General features: G+C 71.2%; 16 protein-coding genes. 6 read left to right on the plus strand and 10 right to left on the minus strand.

The window, feature by feature from the left end; translation table 11 throughout:
* Window positions 1-47 precede the first annotated feature (47 nt).
* Window positions 48-2,708 carry a glycoside hydrolase family 31 protein gene (locus tag OHA73_RS35010; RefSeq protein WP_327657079.1) on the minus strand — a complete coding sequence of 887 codons (2,661 nt, stop codon included), beginning with the start codon at window positions 2,706-2,708 and terminating at the stop codon, window positions 48-50.
* Window positions 2,709-2,845: 137 nt separating this feature from the next.
* Between OHA73_RS35010 and OHA73_RS35015 the strand changes: the two genes are divergently transcribed.
* Window positions 2,846-5,035 carry an MGH1-like glycoside hydrolase domain-containing protein gene (locus OHA73_RS35015; RefSeq protein WP_327657080.1) on the plus strand — a complete coding sequence of 730 codons (2,190 nt, stop codon included), beginning with the start codon at window positions 2,846-2,848 and terminating at the stop codon, window positions 5,033-5,035.
* A gap of 12 nt (window positions 5,036-5,047) precedes the next feature.
* On the opposite strand, the gene OHA73_RS35020 is transcribed toward OHA73_RS35015, so the two are convergent.
* The 3 genes from OHA73_RS35020 to OHA73_RS35030 form a co-directional block, all read right to left on the minus strand.
* A complete protein-coding gene (locus OHA73_RS35020; protein WP_327657081.1) occupies window positions 5,048-6,184 on the minus strand; it encodes a serine hydrolase domain-containing protein in 1,137 nt (378 codons plus the stop codon).
* 75 nt (window positions 6,185-6,259) lie between these two features.
* Window positions 6,260-7,648, minus strand: coding sequence for a hypothetical protein (locus OHA73_RS35025; RefSeq protein ID WP_327657082.1), 1,389 nt, complete (start codon window positions 7,646-7,648; stop codon window positions 6,260-6,262).
* Window positions 7,641-10,526, minus strand: coding sequence for a peroxidase family protein (locus OHA73_RS35030; RefSeq protein ID WP_266715640.1), 2,886 nt, complete (start codon window positions 10,524-10,526; stop codon window positions 7,641-7,643). Before OHA73_RS35030 ends, OHA73_RS35025 begins: the two co-directional genes overlap by 8 nt.
* 321 nt (window positions 10,527-10,847) lie before the next feature.
* On the opposite strand from OHA73_RS35030, the gene OHA73_RS35035 reads away from it, so the two are divergent.
* Window positions 10,848-12,104, plus strand: a complete 1,257-nt coding sequence (locus tag OHA73_RS35035) for a lipase family protein (RefSeq protein WP_327657083.1) — start codon at window positions 10,848-10,850, stop codon at window positions 12,102-12,104.
* Window positions 12,105-12,143: 39 nt separating this feature from the next.
* Here OHA73_RS35035 and OHA73_RS35040 read toward each other — a convergent pair whose 3' ends face one another.
* The 5 genes from OHA73_RS35040 to OHA73_RS35060 all read right to left on the minus strand — a co-directional run bounded on the left by OHA73_RS35040 (window position 12,144) and on the right by OHA73_RS35060 (window position 18,539).
* A complete protein-coding gene (locus tag OHA73_RS35040) occupies window positions 12,144-13,583 on the minus strand; it encodes an amidase (protein WP_267068499.1) in 1,440 nt (479 codons plus the stop codon).
* 25 nt (window positions 13,584-13,608) lie between these two features.
* Window positions 13,609-14,907, minus strand: coding sequence for a purine-cytosine permease family protein (locus OHA73_RS35045; protein ID WP_267068498.1), 1,299 nt, complete (start codon window positions 14,905-14,907; stop codon window positions 13,609-13,611).
* 128 nt (window positions 14,908-15,035) lie between these two features.
* A complete protein-coding gene (locus tag OHA73_RS35050) occupies window positions 15,036-15,941 on the minus strand; it encodes a polysaccharide deacetylase family protein (protein ID WP_267068497.1) in 906 nt (301 codons plus the stop codon).
* A 19-nt stretch (window positions 15,942-15,960) separates the two neighbouring features.
* Window positions 15,961-17,163, minus strand: coding sequence for a maleate cis-trans isomerase family protein (locus OHA73_RS35055; RefSeq protein WP_267068496.1), 1,203 nt, complete (start codon window positions 17,161-17,163; stop codon window positions 15,961-15,963).
* Window positions 17,164-17,204: 41 nt separating this feature from the next.
* Entirely contained in the window at window positions 17,205-18,539 is a 1,335-nt protein-coding gene (locus OHA73_RS35060) for an MFS transporter (RefSeq protein WP_327657084.1), read from the minus strand.
* 175 nt (window positions 18,540-18,714) lie between these two features.
* On the opposite strand from OHA73_RS35060, the gene OHA73_RS35065 reads away from it, so the two are divergent.
* The 4 genes from OHA73_RS35065 to OHA73_RS35080 all read left to right on the plus strand — a co-directional run bounded on the left by OHA73_RS35065 (window position 18,715) and on the right by OHA73_RS35080 (window position 21,748).
* On the plus strand, window positions 18,715-19,413 hold the full coding sequence (locus tag OHA73_RS35065; RefSeq protein ID WP_266715654.1) for a GntR family transcriptional regulator: 699 nt from the start codon (window positions 18,715-18,717) through the stop codon (window positions 19,411-19,413).
* Between the two features lie 69 nt (window positions 19,414-19,482).
* A complete protein-coding gene (locus tag OHA73_RS35070) occupies window positions 19,483-19,884 on the plus strand; it encodes a hypothetical protein (RefSeq protein ID WP_266715656.1) in 402 nt (133 codons plus the stop codon).
* 38 nt (window positions 19,885-19,922) lie between these two features.
* Window positions 19,923-21,146, plus strand: a complete 1,224-nt coding sequence (locus OHA73_RS35075) for a sensor histidine kinase (RefSeq protein ID WP_266715658.1) — start codon at window positions 19,923-19,925, stop codon at window positions 21,144-21,146.
* Window positions 21,143-21,748, plus strand: coding sequence for a response regulator transcription factor (locus OHA73_RS35080; protein ID WP_266715660.1), 606 nt, complete (start codon window positions 21,143-21,145; stop codon window positions 21,746-21,748). Before OHA73_RS35075 ends, OHA73_RS35080 begins: the two co-directional genes overlap by 4 nt.
* Before the next feature lie 17 nt (window positions 21,749-21,765).
* Here OHA73_RS35080 and OHA73_RS35085 read toward each other — a convergent pair whose 3' ends face one another.
* Complete coding sequence (locus OHA73_RS35085) at window positions 21,766-24,597, minus strand: NHLP bacteriocin export ABC transporter permease/ATPase subunit (RefSeq protein WP_327657085.1); 2,832 nt, start codon at window positions 24,595-24,597, stop codon at window positions 21,766-21,768.
* Between the last annotated feature and the right edge of the window lies 1 nt (window position 24,598).

The raw sequence follows: 24,598 nt of genomic DNA on the forward strand, positions 1-24,598 counted from the left end.
AACCGAGCGGGAGGGGCCGGTCCACGCGTGGACCGGCCCCCTTGCTGTCAGGTACTTACGTGCACCGTAAACGCCTTGCCCGTCGGCAGCTGCGCCGTGCGGACCGTCGTCACATGCGTCTTCTCGTCGTACGACCATGAACTCCCGGACAGAGGGCGTCCGTTCACGGTCACCCGGTCGGGCGCCCCGCCACCGTGCACCGTGAAGGTGTAGGCGCGCTCGCTCACCTTGCCCGCGTAACTGCCCTTACTGGCACCGACGTTGATGACCGAGCCGCCCCGCTTGCCGGTGTCGACGGTCACGCGCTGCGTGGCCGACGCGCCTTCCTTGAACTTGCGGGTCACGCCGTCGTCCTCGTACAGGGTGTACGTGCTGTGGCCAGGCTCCGACGCGTAGACGTCATAGCCCAGTTGGCCCTTGTCGCGGTTCTTCCACGACGTCGTCCCCTTCGGCCACATCGGCACGATCGCCCCGGACTTCACGAAGAGCGGGAGCGTGTCGATCGGGGCGTGGTAGCCGTCGACGGTGGTCGGGCCCTTGTACTGCTTGCCCGTCCAGTAGTCCGTCCACGTGCCCTTCGGCAGATAGATGCCGTCGCGGGTGTCGGAGTCCTTGTAGACCGGAGCGACGAGGAAGTCGTCGCCCGCCAGGTACTCGTACTTGGCTTGCCCGCCAAGGGTGTTGGCGTCGCCCGGGTACTCCAGCCACAGCGGTCGTACGCCGCCGACGCCCGTGTCCGAGGCCTGCTTGGCGAGCGTGTAGAGATACGGCATCAGGCGCTCGCGCAGCTGCAGATACTTGCGGTTGATGGAGGTGTACGGCTCGCCGTCCACCCACGGCTGCTGGTTGATCTTCTCGCCGGTGGTCATGTCACGGGCCCAGCCGTCCATCGTCATGACGGCCGGCAGGAACGTCTTGGCCTGTAGATCACGCGCGTACATCTTGGCGTCGTGGGAGTAAATGGAGCCGATGTCGCCGGTGTTGTAGGCGATGCCGGACATCGTCGCTCCCGCGTACGTCGGGATCTGCCAGCGCACGAAGTCCCACGACAGCTTCTGGTCGCCGGACCACAGGACGCCGCATCGCTGGGCGCCCGCCCACGACACCGGCATCCAGACGAACCCGCGGGCGTCGCTGTTGTCCTCGATTCCGGCCTTCGCCTTGTCGCAGGCGTCGAGGGCCATCCCGTAGCCGTTGCCGACCCAGGCGACGTCGAGTTTGGCGACGCGCTGGCCCGCCTTCACCTGGTCGGCGAGCTTGTCGATGCCGTCCTGCGTCCACAGCCCGAGCTCGGCATTGTGGTCCTGGAGGCCCTTGGCGGTCTCGGCGAGGTTCTCGTACCCGCAGCCGTACCCGTCGTTGACCAGCATCCAGCCGAGTGGCATCTGGTGGTTCACATACCCGTCGGCGACCTTCAGGGAGTCGAGGGTGTGGCGCTCGCCCTGGTTGGCGTTGTGCAGATAGCAGTCGGCGTCGCCGGGTTCGAGGCCGTAGACCGGCGGCATGAACGGCTTGCCGACCAACGACGTGTACTTGCCGATGACCTTCTTGGCGTCACCGAGGAAGTAGTAGGCGTCCAGGCGTCGTTCCTGCTGGCCCGTGTGGACCGAGGGGCCGAAGTCGTAGACACCAGGGGCGAAGGTGTTCCGGTAGGCGCCGTAACCGGCCGAAGAGAGGTAGAACGGCTGGGAGTTGGGATAGCCGCCCTCGTCCCAGTCGGTGTTGTTGGCGACGTGGACGGTCTTGTCGCGGTGGGAGAAGCTGCCGTTCTGCTCACCGCCGCCGAAGAACTGCTCGTCCTTCGCACGCTCCAGACTCTGCCGCATCCCGCCGGTGGACCAGCGCAGCGGCCTGTCCTCCTGCCAGATCCGCGTCCTGTTGTCGGCCTTGTAGAGCCCGAAGCGGAGCGGCTTCTTGTAGACGCGCAGAACGGCGTCGGCGGAGCGGATGCCGTAGTAGGCGCCCGCGTCGAAGGACGTCGTGTGCGTGTCGGGGGCGGGCTGCTTGTGCACGATCTGGTCGCCTGCCGGATCACTGAAGTCGCCCGACGGGTCGGCCTGCAACCGCAGTTGACCACCCTTCAGGAAGTCGGCCTTCGCCTTCAGGTCCCCGGCGGCGATCGTGTAGCTGCCGTCGTCCCCCTTGAAGGAGGTGAGGTTCCCGGCGTCCGTCGTCTCGGGCAAGTAGGCCTTGCCGACGAAGGAGTTGTCGTGCACGTCGTACGGGACGACCACCACGTGGTACGTGCCGTCCGCCTTCGGGATGACCGTCGCCTCGGGGTCGGCGGTGCCCGCGCTCGACGCCACCTGCTTGCCGGCGTCGTCGTAGACGTACATGTCGAAGTCGTCCTTGGGCTGCTTCGCCCACTCGACCGAGACCGGCACGCCGCCCTCGGGGTTGTCGTCCCAATACCCGTCGGGGACCGCCACCTTGAGGTCGAAGCGGTCGCAGGTCTTCCCGTCCGGATCCTCGGCCGCCGACGGACACTTCTTGGGGTCGTCGACCGTTCCGGACGCGTAGGTGGGGCTCTGCCAGGTGACGCTCTTGTGCTCGGCATCGAGCACACCACTGCTCGGCGTGGCCGCGCCCGCTTCGTGCGCGGGGGCGGCGAGAAGCGCCGCCGCGAGCGCCGCGGTGGTCCATGCGGCCAGGGCGCGGGCTCTTCGGTGGGCTCTGGGATACGGCTGTTCTCGGTGCAGTCTTCGCATGAGGTGCGTCTCCGCTCAGAACGACCAGCTGCTGTTTACTTGTGCTTGAAACTCCTTGCGCGCGTGCACGATTACGCACAGAGTCAGGGTTGAAGATCCCGCTCACACAGGTTCATGTCAACAGGAAGTGCCGCCTCGTGACCGCCCATCAGCCCGCACGCCGCCCCGCCCGCGCCGCCCTCGCCGCCCTCCTGCTCATCGGTGGAGCCGGTCTTGCCGCCCCGCCCGCGGCAGCCGCGCCGCGACCCTCGCCCGACTACGCCGACGTTCTCGACCTGCACGGCACCCCGAAGGCAGCGCTGCCGGGGGATGCCGAGGACAACAACGCCATCAGCACCTTCTCGGACCGAGGGGCCTGGCACTCCTACGCTCTGCCGAAGGCCGGGGACCGTGCCGCGTACGGCGGGTTCAGCGGGCCGCTCTACATCGCGCAGGAGTATCCGTGGTGGCTGAGCAAGTCGTTCAGCCGGATGCGGCTCAGCGAGGGCGGTCGCACGCTCGATCTCGCCGGCGGTGGCACGCCTCGCTTCACCTCGAAGCCGGGGCGTCTGCTCCAGTCGTACGACCTCGGGCGCGGGCTCACCCTCACCCTCGAGCTGCGGTTCGCCACCAACCGGACGGCCCTGGTGCGTGCGGAGGTGCGCAACAGAGGCTCAAAGGCCCGCACGCTCGGCGCCGACTGGAGCGGCAGTCTGCTGCGGCCGAAGAAGGCGCCCATGCACGACGCGCCCGCCCTGAAGTCCACCGGGCACGGCGTCGGCGTCGACTTCGCCAAGGTGCGGGAGAAGTGGGACTACCTCACCGACGGCACCGAGCGCTTCGAGGTCACGCACAAGGACCCTGTGCGGACGACCGTCGACGGTGACAAGTACCGGACCGAGGCCGCCTCCCCGGTCGCCCTCGCCCCCGGCGCCGCGCACCGCTTCGACTGGACGGAGTCGTACACGTTCACCGATGCCGAGCGCACCCGCGAGGCGCGGCGGGCGCGCGCCGTGCTGGCCGCCCCGCAGGCGTACGCCACCGCCGGTGATGCCCGCTGGCGCGGCTACGTCGCCGGGGTCACGCGCGGGGTGCCCGCCGAGCGGCGCCGTACCGCCGTGAAGTCCCTGGAGACCCTCGTCACCAACTGGCGTTCCGCGGCAGGGCAGATCAAGCACGACGGCGTGACGCCCTCCATCTCGTACAAGTGGTTCACCGGCGGTCTGTGGGCCTGGGACAGCTGGAAGCAGGCCGTGGGAACCGCCCGCTTCGCCCCGGAGCTCGCCGAGTCGCAGATCCGGTCCATGTTCGACTGGCAGATCACCGAAGGGTCGAAGACCCGGCCGCAGGACACAGGGATGGTCCCCGACGCCGTCTTCTACAACGACCCCGCGCGCGGTGGCGGGAACTGGAACGAGCGCAACTCCAAGCCCCCGATGGCCAGTTGGTCCGTGTGGGAGGTGTACCGGAAGAGCGGAGACCGGTCCTTCCTGCGGGAGCTGTATCCGAAGCTCGCCGCCTACCAGGCCTGGTGGTACCGCAACCGGGACCACGACCACGACGGCCTCGCCGAGTACGGCGCCACCGTCGACCCCGCCAATGACTCGACCGAGGAGCGCCGCCTCGCCGCGGCCTGGGAGAGCGGCCTGGACAACGCGCCGCGCTTCGACGCGAAGCTCGGCACCTCCGTCGTCGCCAACCACGCAGCCGACGGCACCCTGCTCGGCTACTCGCTCGACCAGGAGTCCGTCGACCTCAACGCCTATCTCGCCCAGGACCAGGCCTACTTGGCACGCATCGCAGACGCGATCGGCCGCCCCGGCGAGGCCGCGAAGTGGCGGAAGAAGGCGGACGCCACGAACGCCGCCGTGCGGGCCAAGTTCTACGACCCGGCCGACGGCTGGTTCCACGACATCGCTCTGAAGGGCGGCGCGCCGCTCACCGACCGCGGTCGCGGCATCGAGGGCGCCGTCCCGCTGTGGACCGGCGCTGCCACCAAGGAACAGGCCGCGCGCGTGCGCCAACGCCTCACGGACCCAGGCGAGTTCGCCACCCACGTGCCGTTCCCGACGGTGTCGAAGGCGTCCCCGTACTTCGACTCGACGGCCTACTGGCGCGGACCCGTCTGGTTCGACCACGCGTACATCGCGCTGAGCGGACTGCGCCGGTACGGCTACACCAAGGACGCCGACGACCTCACCGGCAAGCTCCTCGCCAACAGCAAGGGGCTCACCGGGGACCGCCCGATCCAGGAGAACTACGACCCGCTGACCGGCGCCCCGCTCAACTCGCCGAACTTCAGCTGGTCGGCATCGCTGCTGCTGCCGATCCTGTCCGGCGAGCAGTGATCCGGAAGGCGCTCAGGACGCCGCGTACGTCCAGAAGTCCCGCATGATCTGCGGCGGCGTCGGCCCGCTCATCGCGAGCTGGGTCATCAGCACCGACACCGTCCCGGTCGTCGGTGTGAGGTGGGCGGCGGTGCCGGTGCCGCCCACCCAGCCGTAGCGGCCCGGCACGTTGTAGGGGTGGGTGCGGGTGACGTCGACGGAGCCGCCGAAGCCCCAGCCCTCGCCCTCCGTGAACAGGCCGCTCGCGGCGCGCTGTTCGGCGGTCAGATGGTCTGTGGTCATCAGCCGCACCGAGTCCGCGGAGAGCACGGAGCTGCCGTCGGCGAGCAGCATCCGGGCGAACGCCAGCCAGTCGTCGGCCGTGGAGACGAGCCCGCCCGCGCCGGAGGGGAACGCGGGCAGACTGCTCCACTGGCCGTCCGGGGCGTCGACGAGCTCGGCGCCGCCGTCGGCCGTGGGTACGTAGGCGCTGGTGAAGCGGTCGCGCTTGGCGGCGGGTACCTCGAAGCCGGTGTCGACCATGCCGAGCGGCTCGAAGATCCGCTCGGCGAGGAAGTCAGGGAGCGAGCTGCCCGTCATGCGGGAGATCAGTACGCCCTGGATGTCCGAGCCGACGTTGTAGAGCCAGACGTCGCCGGGCTGGTGCAGCAGCGGCACTCCGGCGAGCGAGGCCAGCCAGGTGTCCGGCTCGGGGACCCGCTGCGGGTGGTGCGGGTCCATCAGCGCGAACAGCGGCTGCACGGCCGGGAGGGAGAAGTCGGAGGGGAAGCCCCAGCCCGCCCGGAAGGTGAGTAGGTCCTCCACGGTGATCGGGCGGGCCGCCGGGACCACGTCCTCGATCGGGCCGGCCGGATCGCGCACCACGTTCGGCGCGGCGAGCTCGGGAAGCCAGTGCGAGAGCGGCGAGTCCAGGGCGATGCGGCCCTCCTCGACGAGCGTCATGAGGGCCGCCGCCACGATCGGCTTGGTGATCGACGCGATCCGGAAGATCGAGTCGCGGGCCATCGGCGTCCCGCCCTCGGTGTCGGTGTGGCCGACGGCCGCCACCTCGACCCGGTCGCCGCGGGCCACGAGCCCGACGGCCCCCGGCACGGGACCCTTCGACACGTGTGGGGCCAGGACCTCGGTCAGGCCGGTGCTCTCGGTCATCGGGCGATCCTCCAATGCGTACGGGTGCCGTGGCGTGTTCGCGTGAGCGTACAGAGGAAGACCGCCTGGACCGGCTCAACTCATCGGCTCCCCGTCCCAGAGCGTGTCGTGCGCGCGGTGCGCGTCGGTGAGCCCGTTCGTGAAGAAGCGCTCGTAGTACTCGCCCTCCACGTGGTGCGCCTGCAGCCAGACCCCCGGTACATGGATGGCGTCCGTGTGCGCGGGGAAGCGGCGGTGCGTGGCCAGGATGTACGTACAGATGTCGCGGGCGCAGTCGATGACGCGCTCGTCGTACTCGCTGGCCTCGGCGAGATAGCGCTGGCCGTAGTCCTCCTTGTAGATGCGGGAGAAGACGTCCTTGTCGCCGTACGTGCCACCGGTGCCGAACTTGGCGTCGACGATCGCGTCGACCGCGTCCGACATCGAGGCGTGCGTGGGCGGGCAGGCGGCGGCGATCAGCGGTTCGCCGGTCGCCGGGTCGGCCAGGCCCACCGGGTGCGAGCGCAGGTTCGCGTACTTGGGCAGCGGGACGTGCCAGCGCCACAGGTCGGCGAGGCGCCAGCGCGGCGTGACGAAGGTGAAGCCGAGCATCCTCCCGTACGTCTTCGTGAACTTGGGGTCTCCCATGGCGATCGCCGGGTTGATGGAGGCGTGGATCCAGGCGCCGAGGCCCATCGCCTCCGCCGTCAGCATCACCGTCTGGAGGAGCAGGTCCGCCTCGATCTGGGTGCGCATCGGGCCGAGCGCGCCGAGCGGCAGCTTCAGGTCCTTGTTGAGGAACCCGTTGTCGACCCACTTCTTGACGCCCGCCGCCCGGTACAGATTGCGGTCGTCGACGAGCGTCGGGCGCGCTCCGTCCGGCTGCGTGAGCAGGTACATCAGGGCGTTGATGTACTGGTGCGAGAGGTCGACGACCGGGAACAGGACGGTCGTCCCCGGCAGGTTGGACAGGAAGCGGTTGGAGTCCAGATAGGCCGGAAAGTCGCGCAGGCCCTCGGCGACGTCCAGGCGGTGGTCGAGGACCTTCACCTTCGACTGCGCGGCCCGCTCCACCAGGGCCTTTGCGGTGAACGGCTCGTGCGGCGCCGCCGGCAGCTTGCGCAGGAAGTACGTACCGCTGTCGTTGATCAGGAAGAAGTACGTGCCCTGCGCGTTGTCGGGGCTGCCTGCCGTGCGGCCCGTCATGGTCAGGTTCGGCTTGGACATGATGGGCTTGCCGTCGCGCGGGTCCTCGAAGGGGCGGTCCGGCATCGTCAGGCCCGTCGAGCCGGTGACGGCGATCAGCAGCGCCTCCTCCAGCTCGCTCAGCGGCTGCGGCTCGTGCTTCGAGCTGTAGCTCATGGATCCGGCCGGCACCGACGCGCCGCGGGAGACCCGGTGGGTGCGGCGGCGCCAGATCGTCTTCAGGAGCGGGCGCGCGAGCAGGTCGTCGAGACCCTGGTGACCCGAGGACGCCTCAGCCATGCCCGCCACCGTTCTCGGCCGGCGACACCGGACGCCACGGCGCGAACGCGCTCGCGTCGCGCGGCAGCAGGCTCGCGAGGTCCGGGCAGTGCCGCAGGATCACGGACTTCATGCCGCCCTTCTCCACCCAGTCCATGCCGAGCGGCGTGTAGATCTCCGGGCGGTAGTCGACGGTGAGGAAGCGGTCGCTCTGCAGCCGCCGCGTCGCCATCAGGATGAAGATGCGGAACGCGGTGTCGGAGAAGCCGAAGCCGGTGGGCGGGTTCTCCGCGAACAGGCCGACGACCGTGTCGATCTCGTCGACGTCCCGGTACACCTCCTTGAGGCGTGCGAGGGTCTCCGGCTCCCGCGTGAGGTCCTCGAAGCGGCGGATGCGCTCCTTGTGCAGGCCCGCGCGGAAGTCGTTGTAGCGGGGCACGCCGCGCCTGCGGGTGCGCACCAGGTCGACCACCGACAGGTCGATGATCTCGCCCTCGCGATGGAACTGCGTCAGCGACTTCGGGTAGTTGTGGAGCGTGATCGCGCCGGGGTGTGCGATGCCGAACGAGTAGAGGGTGTCCGCCAGGCCCGTCTTGCGGATCTGGCTCTCGGCGGCCGCGCCCTGGATGTCGTTGAAGCCGAGCGTTTCGAGGCGCTGCCCGAAGCGGTGCTCGCGCAGCTCGTAGTCGTCGGGGATCAGCGGGTGCATGCGGTAGACCGTGACGAAGTCCTCGGTCAGCGAGTACGGGGCGCCGTGGTGGTCCGGCATCGTCTTCGGGATGCCGGTCAGGGAGTGCGATTCGAGCAGCCACAGGCCCAGCTGGTTCAGCCAACTCTTCGGCGGACCCTCCCAGTTGGTGCGCAGGCCGATGTCGATGGCCTTCGTCGCGAGGATCGCCGGTGTCCACTCCACCGTATGGATCTTCGCGATCAGCGCGGAGACCACGAGCCGCGCCGTGTGGTAGATCCGGTCCTCGCTCATCGACGGGTACTCGGAGCGCAGCGCGTCGCACACCGCGTTGTGCTCGCGCGCGAACAGGGTGTGCATCGAGCTGAGCCCCATCCACCAGTTGTCCTTGAACCCGGTGATCGGGATGCCGGCCCGGTTCGTCGGGATGTGCCCGCCGTCCAGCAACAGGCGTGCCCCGCCCTCGGGTTCGCGCAGCTGCTTCGCGGTCCGCTCGTCGCCGCCGTACACCTCGGAGCCGTCCCACCAGTGCGAGGCGGTGTTCCCGAAGAGGATCGGCGGCTTGTCGCCGGGCAGCTCGATGCCCTCGTTCTCGGCGAACCGCATCATGCTTTCCTCGGGCCCGTCGGGCGTGTTGACCCATGTCCCGCCGCCCGGCGGCAGCGGCACCTCGACCGTCTTGCCGCCCTCCTTGTAGCGGCGGTGGTTCACCCAGTCGTGCACCTGGAACTGGATCCAGGCCGCCGCCAGGATGTTCAGCGAGGTCGCGGGGACGAAGCTGTCACGCGCCAGCAGGCTGCGGCTGACCGTCACCGGGTTCGGGGTGTCGAAGAGGTCGGGCCGGTGCACCGGCTTGAGGTTGCGGCCGAACGCGGCGCCCACCGCGCCCATCTTCGGCTCCGACAGATCGTTGTACGTGCCGTCGTAGGACCGCTCCGTACGCAGCCGCTCGTCGACAGGGACCGGTACCGGCTCGGCCTTCGGCGGCGCCTCCTGCACATCGGTGTCGATCAGGTTCAGCTTGCGCAGCACCTTCCGTAGGAACACCAGGTTGAGCAGGCTCAGGTCCACCGGCAGCCGGTGCCACGGCACATACCGGTTCAGGATGCGGAAGACGAAGCCGATGGGGGCGCCGAGGATCCGGTTCCTGAGCGGCTCGTGCGGGGTGAAGCGGGTGCCGTGCCGCTGCGCGCTGCTCGCCCGGTACGCGGCCTTGCGGGCCCGGTTGAGATTGCCGAGCGGGCGGAATCCTTCCGTGGTGTACCAGGGGTTGAAGGAGAGTTCCTCGATCCGCCGGGCCGCCGAGTGGGCCTCGGCCGTCGTGATGTCCTGGCTCGGTATGGTCAGCCGGGCCACGGGGATCGGCGGGGTGATCGCTTCCTTCCACTCCACGGAGCCGTCCTCGACGGGGGTGCGCCGCTCGTCGACGTAGCGCTGCACGCACAGGTCGAAGGCGACGTCGCCGCGGCCGAGCCGGCGCGCGAGCTCCCGGTGCAGGAAGTTCGGGTCGCGGCGGTCGGGGCGCGGCTCGGGGCCGCCGCCCACGGCGGGCCGCAGCAGGAAGCGGACCGGTCCCGCCTCGCTCCACAGCATCGCGCCGCGGCTCCAATACGTCTCGCGGGCGAGACTGTTGACGGTGTGTCGGGTGGCGGCCTGGACGTTGCGGCGCATCCGGTTCGCGGTGCCGAGGCCGACGGCGATCGGCAGCTTCACGAAGAGCCCGAACGCCTTCTGCAGCGGATTGCGGGCCCCGGCCATCGCCTTGGCGAAGGCCACGAACTCGCGGGCGTCGCGGGCGTGCGACACCGGGAAACCGGTCGCGAGCAGATCGTGGCTCTGTTCGGCCGACACGTTCACGCGCACGGCGATCCCGTGCAGGTCGGGCGCCCCGTCGGGGCCGCGCATGCCGCTCGCGCTGGAGAGCCGTACGGTCGCCGGATACTCGGCGCCGGGCTGGGCGAAGCCGCCGCGCAGCGCGGCCGGAAGGTCGTCGTTGAACCGCAGGCGGGCGTTCTCCACGCCGAGCGCGGCCTTCGCGTGGAAGGCACGCTCGTAGCCGGGGGCGCCACTGGCCCGCCGGTTCGCGACCTGAACCTTCATGATCTCGCGCGCGAGGCGTTCGAACACGAGGCGCTCGGCCTCGGGACTGCCGCCCTCGTACCGCTCGTACTGCGCAGGCTTGTAAGAGGCCTGACGTTCGTTCTCGGCCATCGGTTGCCGTCCCTGTCGAAGGTACGTGGAGAAGGTTCCTGGAGCGGGGGCGTAGCGGGGCACAGAGGGGAGGGCAGCGACCGTATCGGCGCCGTCGGACCTGCCGCAGCGACCGTTCCCGCCATGTACGCGCGCGCGAACTCGACGGCGCCCAAGGGGGTTTGCGCGGGTCAGGGCCCAGCCCATGCCGGATGGGCCCGCACCGCGCGTCGCCCGCCCCTCTCCCGCCCCACCCGCGGGCCCCGCGCATGGCCGATCGACGACGCCTTGACGCTGCCGTGCGCCGATGGTGTGCTGCACAGCCCCGCTTCGGGAGGTGCCATGCGCCAGACGATCGTGCACGGACCCGCCTTCGCCGACCTGCGCCCCCTCAAGGAGGCCACGTTCGTCGAGCCGGGCAGGACCACCTTCCCCGTCCACCCCGAACTGCCGAGCCTGCTTCGGGAGGACAAGGAACATCCGGATCCGGCGGGTGTGCTTCCGCACACGATGGCGACCCTGGCCGCGTACGCGTACGCCGGTCACGCGCAGAGCGGTGACGCGGAGACCGTCGCGATGATGGCGACACGGCTCGGCCTGGAACGCAACCGGTGCCGCGTCTTCGAACAGCGCGTCGACGCGCTCTACATCGCCTCCGCGGCCTATCTGATCCAGGACGAGGACCGCCGGATCGCGATCCTCTGCTACCGGGGCACCCAGCCCGAGGACATCATCAGCATCCTCACGGACGCCGACGTCCGCCCGGAGACCCTCGCCGTCGACCTGGACGGCGCCGAGTACGCGGTGCACGCGGGCTTCTACCGCAACATGCGCTCCACCCGCTATCTGATCCTCCAGGCCCTGGAGCGCGCCGTGCGCGGCGAGTCCATCGACCCCGACGAGAAGGGCACCCGCGGCCCCGGCCTCGAAGCGCTCTACATCACCGGTCACAGCCTGGGCGCGGCCATGGCGGCCCTGATGGCGGTCACCCTCGTCCACGAACCGCGCTACGCCCACATCGCCCGCTGCCTGCGCGCCGTCTACACGTTCGGCCAGCCCATGATCGGCGGCCCCGACCTGGCGCAAGCCTGCGCGGACACGGTCGACAGCAACGGCACCCACCTGCTGCGCGACCGCCTCCTGCGCTACATCTACGACCGCGACGTGGTGCCCGCGCTGCCGCCGCGCCCCGTCGGCCCGTACGCCCCGTTCGGCCGCGAGTTCCACTTCCGTAGGCCACGCCGGGCCGTGGACGCGGTGTTCACGGCGGTGGCCGACGCGGCGGCCGATGCGGTCGCACTCCCCGGCGACCTCCTCACCGGGGCGAACCCCCTGCGGCGGCTGCGCCGCATGACCGCGATCCCGGCCCGCGCCCGCGAGGACGGCTGGGTCGAACGGCTCGAACCCGCCCTGCCCTACCCCCAGATGGACAGCCTCGCGGGCCTGGCGGTCGTGGCCCCCCTCGCCTTCTTCGCGGCCCGCCTTGCGCTGACGCGGACGCTCCCGTTCAAGTACTCCTTCGACGATCACGGGCCGGCGCATTACGTCAACGCGCTTGCGCCTGAAGGGGTGTTGAGCGAGTACGGGGATGTGCGGTAGGCGTCGTCGTCACACGGTCGTGCCGTCACACAGCTGCCGTCACACCGCCGTCGGCCACGCGTCCCGCCACGGTGCCGCCTCCTCGTAGGCCGCGCACACGTCGAGGAGCGCGCCGTCCGCGAGGTGTCGGCCGATCAGCTGTACGCCGACCGGGAGCCCGCCCCGCGTGCGGCCCGCCGGGAGTGAGGCCGCCGGCTGGCCCGTGAGGTTGGCGAGCGGGGTGAACGACGTCCAGTGGTCCGTCGGCACCATCCGCCCGTCGATCAGCTCCGGGCCCTGCACCCCGACGGGGAACGCCGCGACGGAGGTGGTCGGGGTGAGGATCAGGTCGTACGTCGACATCAGCCGGGCCACCCGGTTCACGACCGCCTTGCGCACCAGGTTGGCGTCGGTGAACTGCTCGGCTGTCCACGGTGTGCGTACGAGCGCCGCGAGGTGCGGGGACATCGCGGGCCCGAGCCGGTCGGCCATGGCCCGCATGCCCGTCAGGTCGGTCTCGGCGGCGACGATCGCCCCGAACGCCGTGCTGTAGTCGGGGAGTTGGAGGTCGATCCGGTCGACCTCGGCGCCCAGGTCCTTCTCGAAGACCCGCGCCGCCTCGTCCGCCACCCGGCGCACCTCGGGGTCGACGGCGACCCGGCCCAGGTCCTGGCTGTAGGCGATGCGCAGCGGGCCGGTCGGGCGGCGCCGGGTCCAGTCCACGTCCGCGCAGGGGATCGAGTGCCGGTCGCGCGGGTCGGGGCCGGTGAGCACCGAGAGCATCAGGGCGGCGTCGGCGACGGTGCGTGTCAGCGGGCCGATGTGCTCGACCGACTCCCAGCCGGAGACCCCGGGGTAGCGCTCGTCGCGGCACCCCGGATACACCGGCACCCGCCCCATCGACGCCTTGAACCCGAAGATTCCGCACAGCGCCGCCGGTACGCGGACCGAGCCGCCGCCGTCGCTGCCGAGCGCCACCGGACCGAGCCCCGCCGCGACGGCCGCCGCCGAACCCGCGCTGGAGCCGCCCGGCGTGCGGTCGAGGTCCCACGGATTGCGGGTCACCGGGAACAGCGGGTTGTGCCCGGTCGCGCTGTAGCCGAACTCGGTGGCATTGGTCTTGCCGAGGACGACGGCGCCCGCCGCCACCGACCGCTCCACCACGATGTCGTCCTCGTCCGGCACGAAGTCCGCGTACGCGTGCGAGCCCGAGGTCGTACGGATGCCCTTGGTGGAGATCAGGTCCTTGACGCCGAGCGGGACACCGGCCAGCGGGCCCGTGTCACGGCCCGCGGCGATGTCGTCCGCGACCCGCCGGGCGGCGGCCCGGGCCAGGTCGGGCGTGGGCGTGCAGAACGCGCCGAGCTCCCCGTCCACGGCGTCGATCCGGTCGAGCACCGCGTCCGTGACCTCGACGGGGGACAGCTCCCGCGAGCGGATCAGCGCAGCGGTCTCGGTGGCGGACAGGCGGCAGATCTCGGCGGCGTCGGTGGGGTTCACGTGGGGGCCTTTCCGTTGTTCCGGTTCAGACGGTGGTGGTGCCGGCCACGTCGACGGCGGGCTCGGCAGGGGTGGGCCGCGGCGCCGTACGACGCTCGACCAGGACGTGGACGACCGCCGCGACCACTATGCCGAACAGTGGATCGACGGAGCCGGGCAGGAGGTAGTGCGCGAGCCCCGCGGCCAGGGCCCCGGCCGCCCACGCGCCGAGCGCGCCCCACCGGTAGTCCCGGACGACGGCCGCCCGGCCCTTGCGGCGCAGGTACTGGTCGGTGATGAGCACCGCGCCGATCGGCGGCACGAACACGCCCAGGAGGTTCAGCCAGTCCACGAAGTGGCCCCACGCCCCGCTCAGTGCGAACAGCAGGCCCAGGAGACCGAGGCCGAGCGCGAGCGGGCGCATCTTGGCGGGGGTGAGCGCGGCCCAGCCGACGGCGCCGTTGTAGAGGCAGTGCGAGGCGACGGAGCCGAGGTTGACGAAGACGAACAGCACCGCGAGCGCCGTGAGCAGCGGGCCGTGACCGGTGAGCAGGGGCAGGAAGCCGCCGCCGTCGGCCGCGGGATCGGCGGACCCGCCGATCGCGACGACGACGCCCCCGAGCGCGTAGGCGACGAAGTTGGCGAAGGGGAAGGCGAAGGCGGTGGCGGCGACCGCGCTGCGCCCGCTCCTGGACCAGCGGGTGAAGTCGGCCGTCATGGTGCCGGAGTCGGCGAACCCGGCGATGACGATGGCGACGGCCCCGCCGAACCCGAGGGTGCCGCCCACGCCCTGATAGGTGAGGGCGTCGGAGGCGGAGGTGTGGCCCGCGCCGTAGCCGACGGCGATCGCGCCGAGGACGACGAACAGGGGCGTCGCGACGGCGCCGACGAGCGCGAGGGCGCGGATCCCGGCGACGGTGAGCAGCGTGTAGATCGCGCAGCCGAGCAGTGCGCCCCACAGCGGGGTCCAGCCGAGCGTGTCCTGAAGGGTCGTGCCGGTGAGGCCGACCTGGAAGCTGAACCAGCCGATCACGACGGTGGCGAGGAACCCGGCCGCGGCGAGTCTGCCGCGGCGCCCGAAGGTGTCGGCGGCCTGGAGGGCGAAGTTCTTGCCGGTGCGGCCCGCGTAGTGGCTGAGGGCGCCGACGTAGCCGAACAGGACGAGGTTGCCGACGAGGATCGCGAGCAGGCCGTGGACGAGGCCGAGGTTGTAGACGATCACGCCGCCGAAGACGGCGTTGCCGAGGTTCATCGGGAAGCCGAACCAGACGGCGGCCACCGACGGGAGGCTCTTGCGGGCGGTGGGCGGAACTGGTGCGTGTTCGTACTCTTCTGCGCTGGTCATGTGCCCCTCCGTGAGGGTGAGGACCGGTTGGTATACCGCAAACGCGAGTGAAGGTAGAAGCCGCTTGTTATACGGGAGGGCGCACCGCGTTTCCGCTGGAGCACCCCCCGTTGCCACCGTGTAAAGGATCAGCGCATGTCGGCCGGGCGCTCCGTGCCCCCGAACGGGAAGCGGCGCCGGAAGGTGTCGGCCGCGTCCTCCAGGGTCACGAACGACACGCCCTCGTGGCCGGAGACGTACTCGATGAAGCGCTCCAGCATCAGCAGGACGTTGGGGCGGCCCGAGACGTCCGGGTGGAGCGTGATCGGCAGGACGGCGTAGTCCAACTCCCGGTGCACCCAGTCGAATTGGTCGCGCCAGTCCTGCTCCAGGGCGCGCGGCGAGACGTAGCCGTGGCTGTTGTGGGCGTGCTTGTTGAACATCATGGGCGGCAGGTCGTCGACGTACCAGTTGCCGCAGAACTCGACGAGGTCCACCTCGTGGCCGTGCACGAGCGGCTTCATCCAGTCCTTGGCGTCGCCCGTGTAGTCGATCTTCGTCCAGGAGTCGCCGACGCGGGCGTAGAACGGGGTGAAGTCCCGGTAGTTCTGCGAATGGTCGTAGGAGAAGCCGTACTTGTGGAGCAGGGCCGCCGTCGACTCCGACATCTCCCACCAGGGTGCGACATAGCCCTTGGGGCCGCGCCCCGTGAACTGCTCGATCAGCTCGACCGACTTGGCGAGGACGTCCTCCTCCTGCTGCGGCGACATCTCGATCGGGTTCTCGTGCGAGTAGCCGTGCGCGCCGACCTCGTGGCCCGCGTCCACGACCATCCGGGTCTGTTCGGGGAACGTCTCGATGGAGTGGCCGGGGATGAACCACGACGTACGGATGCCGTAGCGCTCGAAGAGCTTGAGCAGGCGCGGGGTGCCGATCTCGCCGGCGAAGACACCGCGCTGGATGTCGTTGGGGGAGTCCTGGCCTCCGTAGGAGCCGAGCCAGCCGGCGACCGCGTCGACGTCGACCCCGAGGGCTATCTGGATGTCCTTGGGCATGGGTGAACTGCTCCTCAAGTTACTGGAGTTGGGCGGTGAGTTCGGTGGTGGCCGCGGCGAGGGCCTGTCGGTCGGTGTCCGTCCAGTCGCGCTCGCGGGTGCTGTGGACGGAGATCCAGCCGGTGAGCGGGGTGCGGGACTGTGCGGTGCCGGTCTGTGCGATGTCGGTCCGCGCGATGTCGGTCTGTTCGGTGTCGGTCTGTACGGGCGAGAGCATCTGCGCGCGTACGCCGTATACGTCGATCAGTGCCTCGGGCGGGTGCGGGGCCTCGCGGAAGTGCGGCTGCACCAGCGCCCGGCGCTCGGCCTCCAGCCACTCGACCGTGTTCAGGCGGCGCTGGTCGAGCGAGGCGTCGCGGCGGATGGAGCGCACGCCGGGGCCAAGCGCCTCGCCCGCGGTGAGGTCGACGTGCAGCCCGTGTTCGGGCAGGTCGACGCGGAACGTCGTGCGGTCGGCGCCGGTCGCCGCCAGCAGCGACTCCAAAGTGCTCTGAACCTGTGCGCGCAGACTGCCGTCGCGCAGCAACTGCCCGTGCCCGGACCACGACGGACGCGCCCCGGCAAGGTCGAGCGCCCGCCACAGCGTCGCACTCACCGAGTCGAACACCGGGAGATCCAGGGCCCGTTCGAGCCGGTCCGCCTCGAAGGCGCCGTACACGTTCGTGCAGACGACGGCGACGGCCTGCGCTCCGTCGGTGGCCGCCGCCTCGATCTGGCGGGCCACGTCGGCGGGCGGGATCCGGGCGAAGGCCTCGTTGTCGTGCTCGCCGAAGGGCTCCGCGAGCACGCACTCCAGGCCCTCCTTCGCGTACGTCGACACGATCGCGTCGGCCACGTCGCGGGTGTAGGGCAGGGCGAGGCCGAGCCTGCTCACCCCGTAGGCGGCGCAGGCGTCGAGCAGCGCGAGCGTCGAGGTCGTCGCCGGGATGCCGGTCTCCGCGGTGAGCGCGGCGGCGAGGGCGCGGTCCCGCTCGATACCGAGCCAGGACCCCGACGTCCCGTTCCACACCAGGACATCGACCTTGGCGTCGGCCAGCTGCCGGGCCGCCGCGAGCATCGGCTCGGGGGCGAACTGGGCGTCGCTGCCCGTGTCGAGGGCGATCCGGGTGACCGGCACCCGCGCGAAGTGCGCGGTGGCGATCCCCGGCGCGCCCTGCAACAGCCCGTACGTCACGGGTTCGAGGCAGGTGTTGGAGGACGGCGTGAGCATGCCTACGCGCAACGGGCGACGGTTCTCGCTCAACGAATGATTCACCGGATGATTCATCGGACGACGAGCCTCCTCGAGTAGTCGATGACCAGGGACGCGGCGGTGAACAGCAGCGCCGCGCCGACGAAGTACAGCAGCGCCCACGTGTAGGAGCCGGTGCCGCCGACGATGAAGCCGACGGCGATGGGCGTGACGATCCCCGCGATGTTGCCGGACAGGTTCATGGCGGCGCCGACCACGCCCGCGTTGGCGCGACCGCCGAGCGTGGAGGGAAGCGCCCAGTACAGGCCCGCCCAGCGCAGGAAGAACAGCACGACGGAGAGCAGCGCGACCGCCGTCATCGCGTCCGGAACGAGTACGACGCCGAGCAGGCCCGCCGTCACGGCCGCGCCCGCGATCCCCATCAGCGTGCGCAGCACGGTGTTGGCCGCGGTGCCGCGCGAGCGCCAGTGGTCGGCGAGCCAGCCGCCGATCAGCTCGCCGACGAACCCGGCGCCGAAGATGACGAGCGTGGACCAGCCGATGGACTTGATGTCGAAGCCCTTGGTCTCCGACAGGTACAGCGGGCCCCAGGTGAGCAGCCCGTAGAAGACGCCGTTGAAGCCCATCCAGCCCAGGCACATGCCCCAGAACGAGCGGTACTTGACGTAGTCGCGCAGCTTCGCCGGCCGGTCCTCGCCGGGCGCGGCGGCGTCCTCGGCGGCGTGCGCCCGCTCGATGTACGTCGCCTCTGCCTCGTTCACGCCCGCGTGCTCGCGCGGGGTGTCGCGCAGGTAGCGCAGGGCGAGGAAGCCGACCGCCACGGTCACCGCGCCCGCGACGACGAAGCTGATCCGCCAGCTGCCCGTCCAGGCGATGAGCCCGGAGATGGCGATGCCGCCGAGCGCGGAGCCGAGCGGGGCGCCGCCGTCCATGAGGACCGCGCCGCGCCCGCGTTCCTTCGCGGGCAGCCAGTGCGCGCTCAGCTTGCCGCCGGCCGGCATCACCGGGGCCTCGACCGCGCCGAGCGCGAGCCGGGCCGCGAGCAGCGAGCCGACGCCGGTGGCGGCCGCCGTGGCGCCGGTCGCGACACCCCAGCCGATGGTGGCGCCGCCGGCCATCCGGCGCGGCCCGAACCGGTCGATCAGCCGTCCGCCGGGGATCTGCATCAGCGCGTACGTCCAGAAGAACGCGCTCAGGACGAAGCCGGTGACCTCCTTCGACAGATGCAGATCCTTGGTGATCAGCGGCAGCGCCACGGACACGGAGCCGCGGTCGATGTAGTTCAGCGTGACGATGCCGAGGAGGAGCAGAAACACCTTCCAACGCGTGCGGCTGGGCGGGGACTTGGTGGTTCTCGTGTCCGGTGCGGCCGCGTCGGCGACCTGCGGCGGATTGGCTGACTGCATGGCAAACCCTCTGTTGACGGGACCCCGAAGGTCCACGGTCCGGACAGGTGGGCACGCTTGTGACGTGCAGTGCACGAGCTATGGCATACCAAAGAAAGCGGATCGGACCGTCGTCCGTCAAGGCGTTGGTATACCGTGAGCATCAATTCACGGGGAGGAAACGGGGGGAGGGCGCATGGCACAGGCGGGGTCCGGCGAGCCGGGCTGGCTGCGCGATCAGGTCTGCGAGGGCATCAGGGACCGGATCATCTCCGGCCAACTGCGGCCGGGGGACCGGCTGTTGGAGCGGGACGTCGCCGAGGAGTTCGGGGTGTCCCGGATCCCGGTGCGCGAGGCGATCAGGGTGCTGCTCAGCGAGGGCTTCCTGGAGGCGGTCTCCGCCCGCAAGATCGTCGTCAAGCAGCTCGCGTTCCAGGACGTGCTCGACCTCTTCGACCTGCGCGAGGCCCTGGAGGTGCTCGCCGTGCGGCGCGCCACGGAGCGGGCCCAGAAGCCGCAGATCGCCGCGCTGGGACGGCTGTTGACCAGCGCGGAGCGGGCCACCCGCACCGGGAAGCCCGCCCGCATCTCCCGCGCGAACACGGACTTCCACCACCACATCGTGGAGATTGCGGGCAACACGCTGCTCGCCAGCACCCTGCAACCTCTGGAAGGCCGGATGCGCTGGCTGTTCCAACAGGTCGACGACCCGCACGCGGTGTGGGAGGAACATCAGGCCCTGTACGAGGCGATCAGGACGGGAGACGTGGACCTCGCGGCCGACCGCGCCCTCCACCACGTACGCCACTACCGTGAGGTGGCGATGCGGGTGCTGTTCGGCGCGGAGGCCCTGGACGGCCGGGAAGAAGCCACCGGCGCCGCCCGGGAACCCTGACAAATGTCATGGGCGGGTCGTGGACGGGCTCACTGCCGCCGCGACCGGCTCCGCGCCGACCATGAACCCATGGACACTCCGGTACCCACCCATCAGGCCCTTCGCCCCGTCAAGCGGCTCGTCGCCGCGTATCTCGCGCTCAGCGTCGCGACCCTCGTGGCCGTGGTCCTGCTGCGCGACGACTCCTCGGTCGTCGACGACGCGGTGTGGACCCGCACGGTCCTCGTCGTCGCCAGCGCCGTGTTCACCTACGCCTTCGCCGCCCACGCGGCCCGCGGCTCGCGCCGCGCCTACCTCCGGCTGCGGCTGGTGACGGCCGTGATGCTCGTGGCCGTCGTGGTGATCGTCGCGCTGCCCGGTCTCTTCCCGGTGTGGCTGCGTGTCGAGCAGAGCGTGTGCGGGCTGCTGCTGCTCGGTGTCGTGATCATCGCCAACGGCCGGGGCGTCCGCGCCCACTTCCCCTCCCGGTGACGATGCCGCAGGTCGTCGGCGGTGTTAGCGTGCCCGCCATGGAGGAGCAGGGGACCGGGGCCGCGGACCGTGATCCGCAGCGCTGGTCCCAGGGCTGGCGGCGGGCGGGACTCGCCGCCGGAATGCTCGCCTATCCGATCGTGACGGCGGTCGGCGTCGCCCAGTACGCCACGGGCGGGGCGGCCGTCGCCGGTTACGCCCTCCTGGTCGCGTTCTGCTGCTGCTACGCAGCCGCCATGGCGATGCTGGGCCGGGGCGCCGAGCGGCGGATCACGGCGGTGCTCGGCTGCGTGATGACCGCCCTCTTCCTCGCGACGCTGCCCTTCGCCCACGAGTACGCCTTCTTCCTGTGCGCGGTGCTCGTTTCGTTCACCGCGGCGCTCCTGCCGCGGCACGGACTCGTGGTCATCGCGGCCGCGGCCCTCGCCGCGCTCGTCGTGCCGTGGGCTGTGCGGCCCTGGCACAGCGGACTCGGCTGGCTGGAGGCCATCGCCATCGTCTTCACCGCGCTCACCGTGTACGCGTTCCGGGAGATCACCCTGTCGAACCGGGCGCTCGTCGCGGCCCGCGCCGAGGTCGCCGACCTCGCGTCCCAGGCCGAACGGGACCGGATCGCCCGCGATCTGCACGACCTGCTCGGCCACTCGCTCACCGTCATCACCGTGAAGAGCGGACTCGCCCGCAGGCTCGCGGCGCAGGGGTCGCCGCGCGCCATCGACGAGATCACCGAGGTCGAGCAGCTCTCCCGGCAGGCCCTGAGAGACGTGCGGGCCGCGGTCACGGGCTACCGGGAGGTGACTCTCGCCGGTGAACTGGCCCGCGGGCGCGAACTGTTGCGGGCCGCCGGGATCGAGGCGGAGCTGCCCTCGGCGACCGACGCGCCTGCCGGGGACCGCAGGGAACTGTTCGGGTGGGCCGTACGGGAGGGCCTGACCAACGTCGTCCGGCACGCGCGGGCGACCCGCTGCACCGTCGAGCTGACCCCGGCGTCCGTGGAGATCCGCGACGACGGCGTGGGCGGCACGGCCGCCGCGGGCAACGGGCTGACCGGGCTGCGGGAGCGGGCGGCGGCCGCCGGCGGAGCGGTACGGGCGGGGCCGGGACCGGAGGGCGGCTGGGTGTTGCGGGTGTCCGTGCCCACGTCGCCGCGCGACCCCGCCCTCGCCCCCGCGTACGAAGGCAGCCCGCACGACCGCGCTTCCGCGTACGAAGGATCCCCGCGCGACCCCGCCCCCGCGCACGAAGGAAACGAGTCCGCATGATCCGGCTGCTGCTCGCCGACGACCAGGACCTCATCCGCAGCGCCCTTTCCGCGCTGCTGGATCTCGAGGACGACTTCGAGGTCGTCGCCGCCGTCGACCGCGGCGACAAGGTCGTCGCCGCCGCGCGGGCGCACCGTCCCGACGTCGCGCTCCTCGACATCGAGATGCCGGGGCGCGACGGGCTCGAGGCGGCGGCGGACCTGGCCGAACAGGTGCCGGAGTGCCGCGTCGTCGTGCTCACCACGTTCGGGCGGGCGGGGTATCTGCGGCGGGCCATGGCGGCAGGCGCGCTGGGGTTCGTGGTGAAGGACGCGCCGCCCGAGGTCCTCGCCGATGCCGTCCGCCGGGTGGCCCGCGGCCAGCGGGTCGTCGACCCGGACCTCGCCGCGGCCACGCTGGCGGCCGGCGAGTCCCCGCTGACCCGGCGGGAACGGGACGTGCTGCACGCGGCGCGGGCGGGCGGCACGGTGGCGGACATCGCGGCGGCCCTGTTCCTCTCGGAGGGGACCGTGCGCAACTACCTGTCGTCCGTCATCGCCAAGACCGGCACGCGCAACCGGATGGAGGCGGTGCGGGTGGCGGACGAACGGGGCTGGCTGTAGGGGCGGCGCCCCCGGCGTCACGCCATCTGCCGCCGCACCAACTCGTGCAACCGCCCACCCGTATCCGCCAACAGCTCCTCGGGCGACCCCTGTTGGACCACCCGCCCCGCCGACATCACAACAACCCGGTCCGCATCCATGACCGTCGACAACCGGTGCGCGATGACCACCCGCGACGCCCGGAGGGCCTTCGTGCTGTCGATCACGATCCGCTGCGTCTCATTGTCGAGCGCACTCGTCGCCTCGTCGAAGAAGAGGATCCGCGGTCGCCGGATCAGCGCCTGCGCGATCATCAGCCGCTGACGCTGCCCGCCGGAGACCGCGCCGCCGCCCGAGATCATCGTGTGCAGCCCCATCGGCATCCGCTTGATGTCCTCCGCGAGGCCCGCCATCTCGGCCGCCGCCATCGCCTCCTCCTGCGTGAAGGACTCGGCGCCGCAGATGCAGTCGAGGATCGACCCGCTCAGCGGCTGGGCGTTCTGAAGGACGACGCCGCACTGGCGCCGCACCGCCGCCTGGTCGAGCGCCGAGAGGTCCTGACCGTCGTACAGGACGCTGCCGTACGCCGGGGCGTCGAAGCCGATCAGCAGGCGCAGCAGCGTGGACTTGCCGCAGCCGCTCTCGCCGACCACCGCCACGAACTCGCCGGGCTGGATGGACACGTTCACGTCGTCGAGGACCAGCGGCCCGTCGTCGGTGTAGCGGAAGGAGACGCCCCGCGCCTCCAGGGCGCCGGTCAGCTCGCCCGGCTGCGTGGCCGCCTCGCGGACCTCGGGCTTCTCGTCGAGCACCGGCTTGATCTGCTCGAACATGGGCAGGACCGCGGCCGCCGAGATCAGCGCGCCGGTCAGCTGGGTCACCGACGTCAGGAGCATCGTCACCGACGTGTTGAAGGTGAGGAAGGACGCCGCCGACATGGAGCCGCGGGCCGGCCCCGCGAGCAGCATGAACATCACGAGCGAGCACAGCGGGAGATAGACCGAGTTGAGGACCGTCGTCGCGTTCTTGATGCGTCCTGCCCTGCGCTGCAACTCCCGGGTGCGCGCGAACTCCTTCGCCCACGCCGCGTACGCGAAGCTCTCCGCGCCCGCGACCCGCAGCTTCGGCAGCCCGCGCAGCGTCTGGAACGCCTGGTTGTTGAGCTTGTTGCCGAGCTTCACCAGGCGGCGCTGCCAGCGCAGTTCGAGCAGGCCGAGCGTGAGGAAGACGGCCGCGACCAGGACCAGCATGCCGAGCGCCGCCATCGCCAGCGGGACGCTGTAAAGGAGGAGCATGACGAGGTTCATCGCGCCGACCGTCGTCGACTGGACGACGATCGGGCCCACGCCGGACAGCAGCCGTCTGATCGAGCTGATGCCCATCGCCGCGCTCGCCAGCTCACCCGTCGAGCGGGACGCGAAGAAGCGCGTCGGGAGCCTCAACAACCGGTCCCAGACCGCCGGTTGGAGGACGCTCTCCACTCTGCCCTCGATGCGCAGCACCGTGAGGTTCTGCAGCAGCATGAACGCCGCCGTCACCACACTGGTGACCACGACCGCGAGGGAGACCTGCGTGATGAGGCTGGTCTGTGCGTTGGGGACGTACGTGCCGAGGACCTGGCCGGTCGCGATGGGCACGAGCGCGCCGAGGCCCACCGTGACCAGGCCCGCAAGGAGCAGCCTGCGGATGTCCTTCGTCATCGACTGCACGCTGAAGCGCATCAGCCGCAGCGGGGTCAGATCGCCGTCGGGGAGCGGGCGGTAGAGCATGATCGCCCGCTCTTCGAAGTCCTCCGCGTTGTCCTCGTCGACGCGGGTGCGCCGGTCGCCTGCCGGGTTCACCGTCTCGTATCCGCCGCGCCGGTACAGCAGCGCGACCGGGGCCCCGGACGAGGCCCGGTAGCCGACCAGCGGGCCCGCGTCGCGGCGCCACCAGTCCCCGGCGAGCCGTACGGGGCGGGTGCGGAGCCGGGAGGCCGTGGCGAGTTGCTCGACCGGGTCGAGGCGGTCGCTGACCGCGCCCACGTGGTCGGGGTCGACGAGCCGGATGCCCGCCGCGTCCGCGACGACCTTGCAGGCCGCGTACGTGGCGTCGGCGCCCGCGTCGGAGGAGTTCCGGCGCCCGCGCTTGGTGCCCATGGACGCCAGCAGGGTGCGGTCGGCCTGCTCGCGGACGGCCTCGCCCGCGCGGATGCCGGCGGCGGCGCGGTCCTCGTGGGCGCTCTCCAGGCGCTCGATCCAGCGGTCGAGCGTGGAGAGCAGCCGCCACTGCTGGTTGACCATGCGCTGCCACAGGCCCGTGTCGACCAGCAGATCGGCCGCCGCGTCCGCCGCGTAGGCGGACCCGTACTGCACGCTGCCGGGCGCCAGTTGGGGCCACAGCACGTCGTCGTCGCCGAGGAAGGAGTCCCCCTGCACGTCGTGTGCGCCGACGGCGCGTCCGTCGAGCGGCGCCTCGAACAGGACCTGCTGCCCGCGGCCGACCCCGAGCGCGAAGGCCTCCTCCAGCAGGCTCCAGCCGTACGAACCGGCCGCGTCATAGGAGGCCGGCGGCGCGTACGGCAGCTCGCGCAGCGGGATGCGGCGCACCGCGCAGCCGCTCAACGGCCGCCCCACGAGCGTGTGCTGGGTGCCCTCGACCGGGCCGAGCAGCAGCGTGCCCGGCTCCAGGCGGCCCAGGAAGTGCCAGTGCCCCTGGCTCTGCGCGTCCACCGCGAACAGGTCGAGCGCGCCGCCCGCGACGAGCCACAGCACGTGCGGGCCCTCCAGCGGCAGGCTGCGCAGGTCCGTGCAGTCGACGGGGGCGCCCAGGCCGCCGAAGGCCGCCACCACTTGGTCGGAGGAGGTGAACTCCTGGTGCAGGTCGGTCATG

The sequence above is a fragment of the Streptomyces sp. NBC_00483 genome, from assembly GCF_036013745.1.
Taxonomy (GTDB): domain Bacteria; phylum Actinomycetota; class Actinomycetes; order Streptomycetales; family Streptomycetaceae; genus Streptomyces.

What these genes read in the sequence shown, in the direction of transcription:
- OHA73_RS35030 (WP_266715640.1), bottom strand. Translation starts at nt 10,526, where the DNA reads ATGGCCGAGAACGAACGTCAGGCCTCTTACAAGCCTGCGCAGTACGAG.
- OHA73_RS35075 (WP_266715658.1), top strand. Translation starts at nt 19,923, where the DNA reads ATGGAGGAGCAGGGGACCGGGGCCGCGGACCGTGATCCGCAGCGCTGG.
- OHA73_RS35025 (WP_327657082.1), bottom strand. Translation starts at nt 7,648, where the DNA reads ATGGCTGAGGCGTCCTCGGGTCACCAGGGTCTCGACGACCTGCTCGCG.
- OHA73_RS35060 (WP_327657084.1), bottom strand. Translation starts at nt 18,539, where the DNA reads ATGCAGTCAGCCAATCCGCCGCAGGTCGCCGACGCGGCCGCACCGGAC.
- OHA73_RS35070 (WP_266715656.1), top strand. Translation starts at nt 19,483, where the DNA reads ATGGACACTCCGGTACCCACCCATCAGGCCCTTCGCCCCGTCAAGCGG.
- OHA73_RS35080 (WP_266715660.1), top strand. Translation starts at nt 21,143, where the DNA reads ATGATCCGGCTGCTGCTCGCCGACGACCAGGACCTCATCCGCAGCGCC.
- OHA73_RS35020 (WP_327657081.1), bottom strand. Translation starts at nt 6,184, where the DNA reads ATGACCGAGAGCACCGGCCTGACCGAGGTCCTGGCCCCACACGTGTCG.
- OHA73_RS35050 (WP_267068497.1), bottom strand. Translation starts at nt 15,941, where the DNA reads ATGCCCAAGGACATCCAGATAGCCCTCGGGGTCGACGTCGACGCGGTC.
- OHA73_RS35035 (WP_327657083.1), top strand. Translation starts at nt 10,848, where the DNA reads ATGCGCCAGACGATCGTGCACGGACCCGCCTTCGCCGACCTGCGCCCC.
- OHA73_RS35085 (WP_327657085.1), bottom strand. Translation starts at nt 24,597, where the DNA reads ATGACCGACCTGCACCAGGAGTTCACCTCCTCCGACCAAGTGGTGGCG.
- OHA73_RS35045 (WP_267068498.1), bottom strand. Translation starts at nt 14,907, where the DNA reads ATGACCAGCGCAGAAGAGTACGAACACGCACCAGTTCCGCCCACCGCC.
- OHA73_RS35065 (WP_266715654.1), top strand. Translation starts at nt 18,715, where the DNA reads ATGGCACAGGCGGGGTCCGGCGAGCCGGGCTGGCTGCGCGATCAGGTC.
- OHA73_RS35010 (WP_327657079.1), bottom strand. Translation starts at nt 2,708, where the DNA reads ATGCGAAGACTGCACCGAGAACAGCCGTATCCCAGAGCCCACCGAAGA.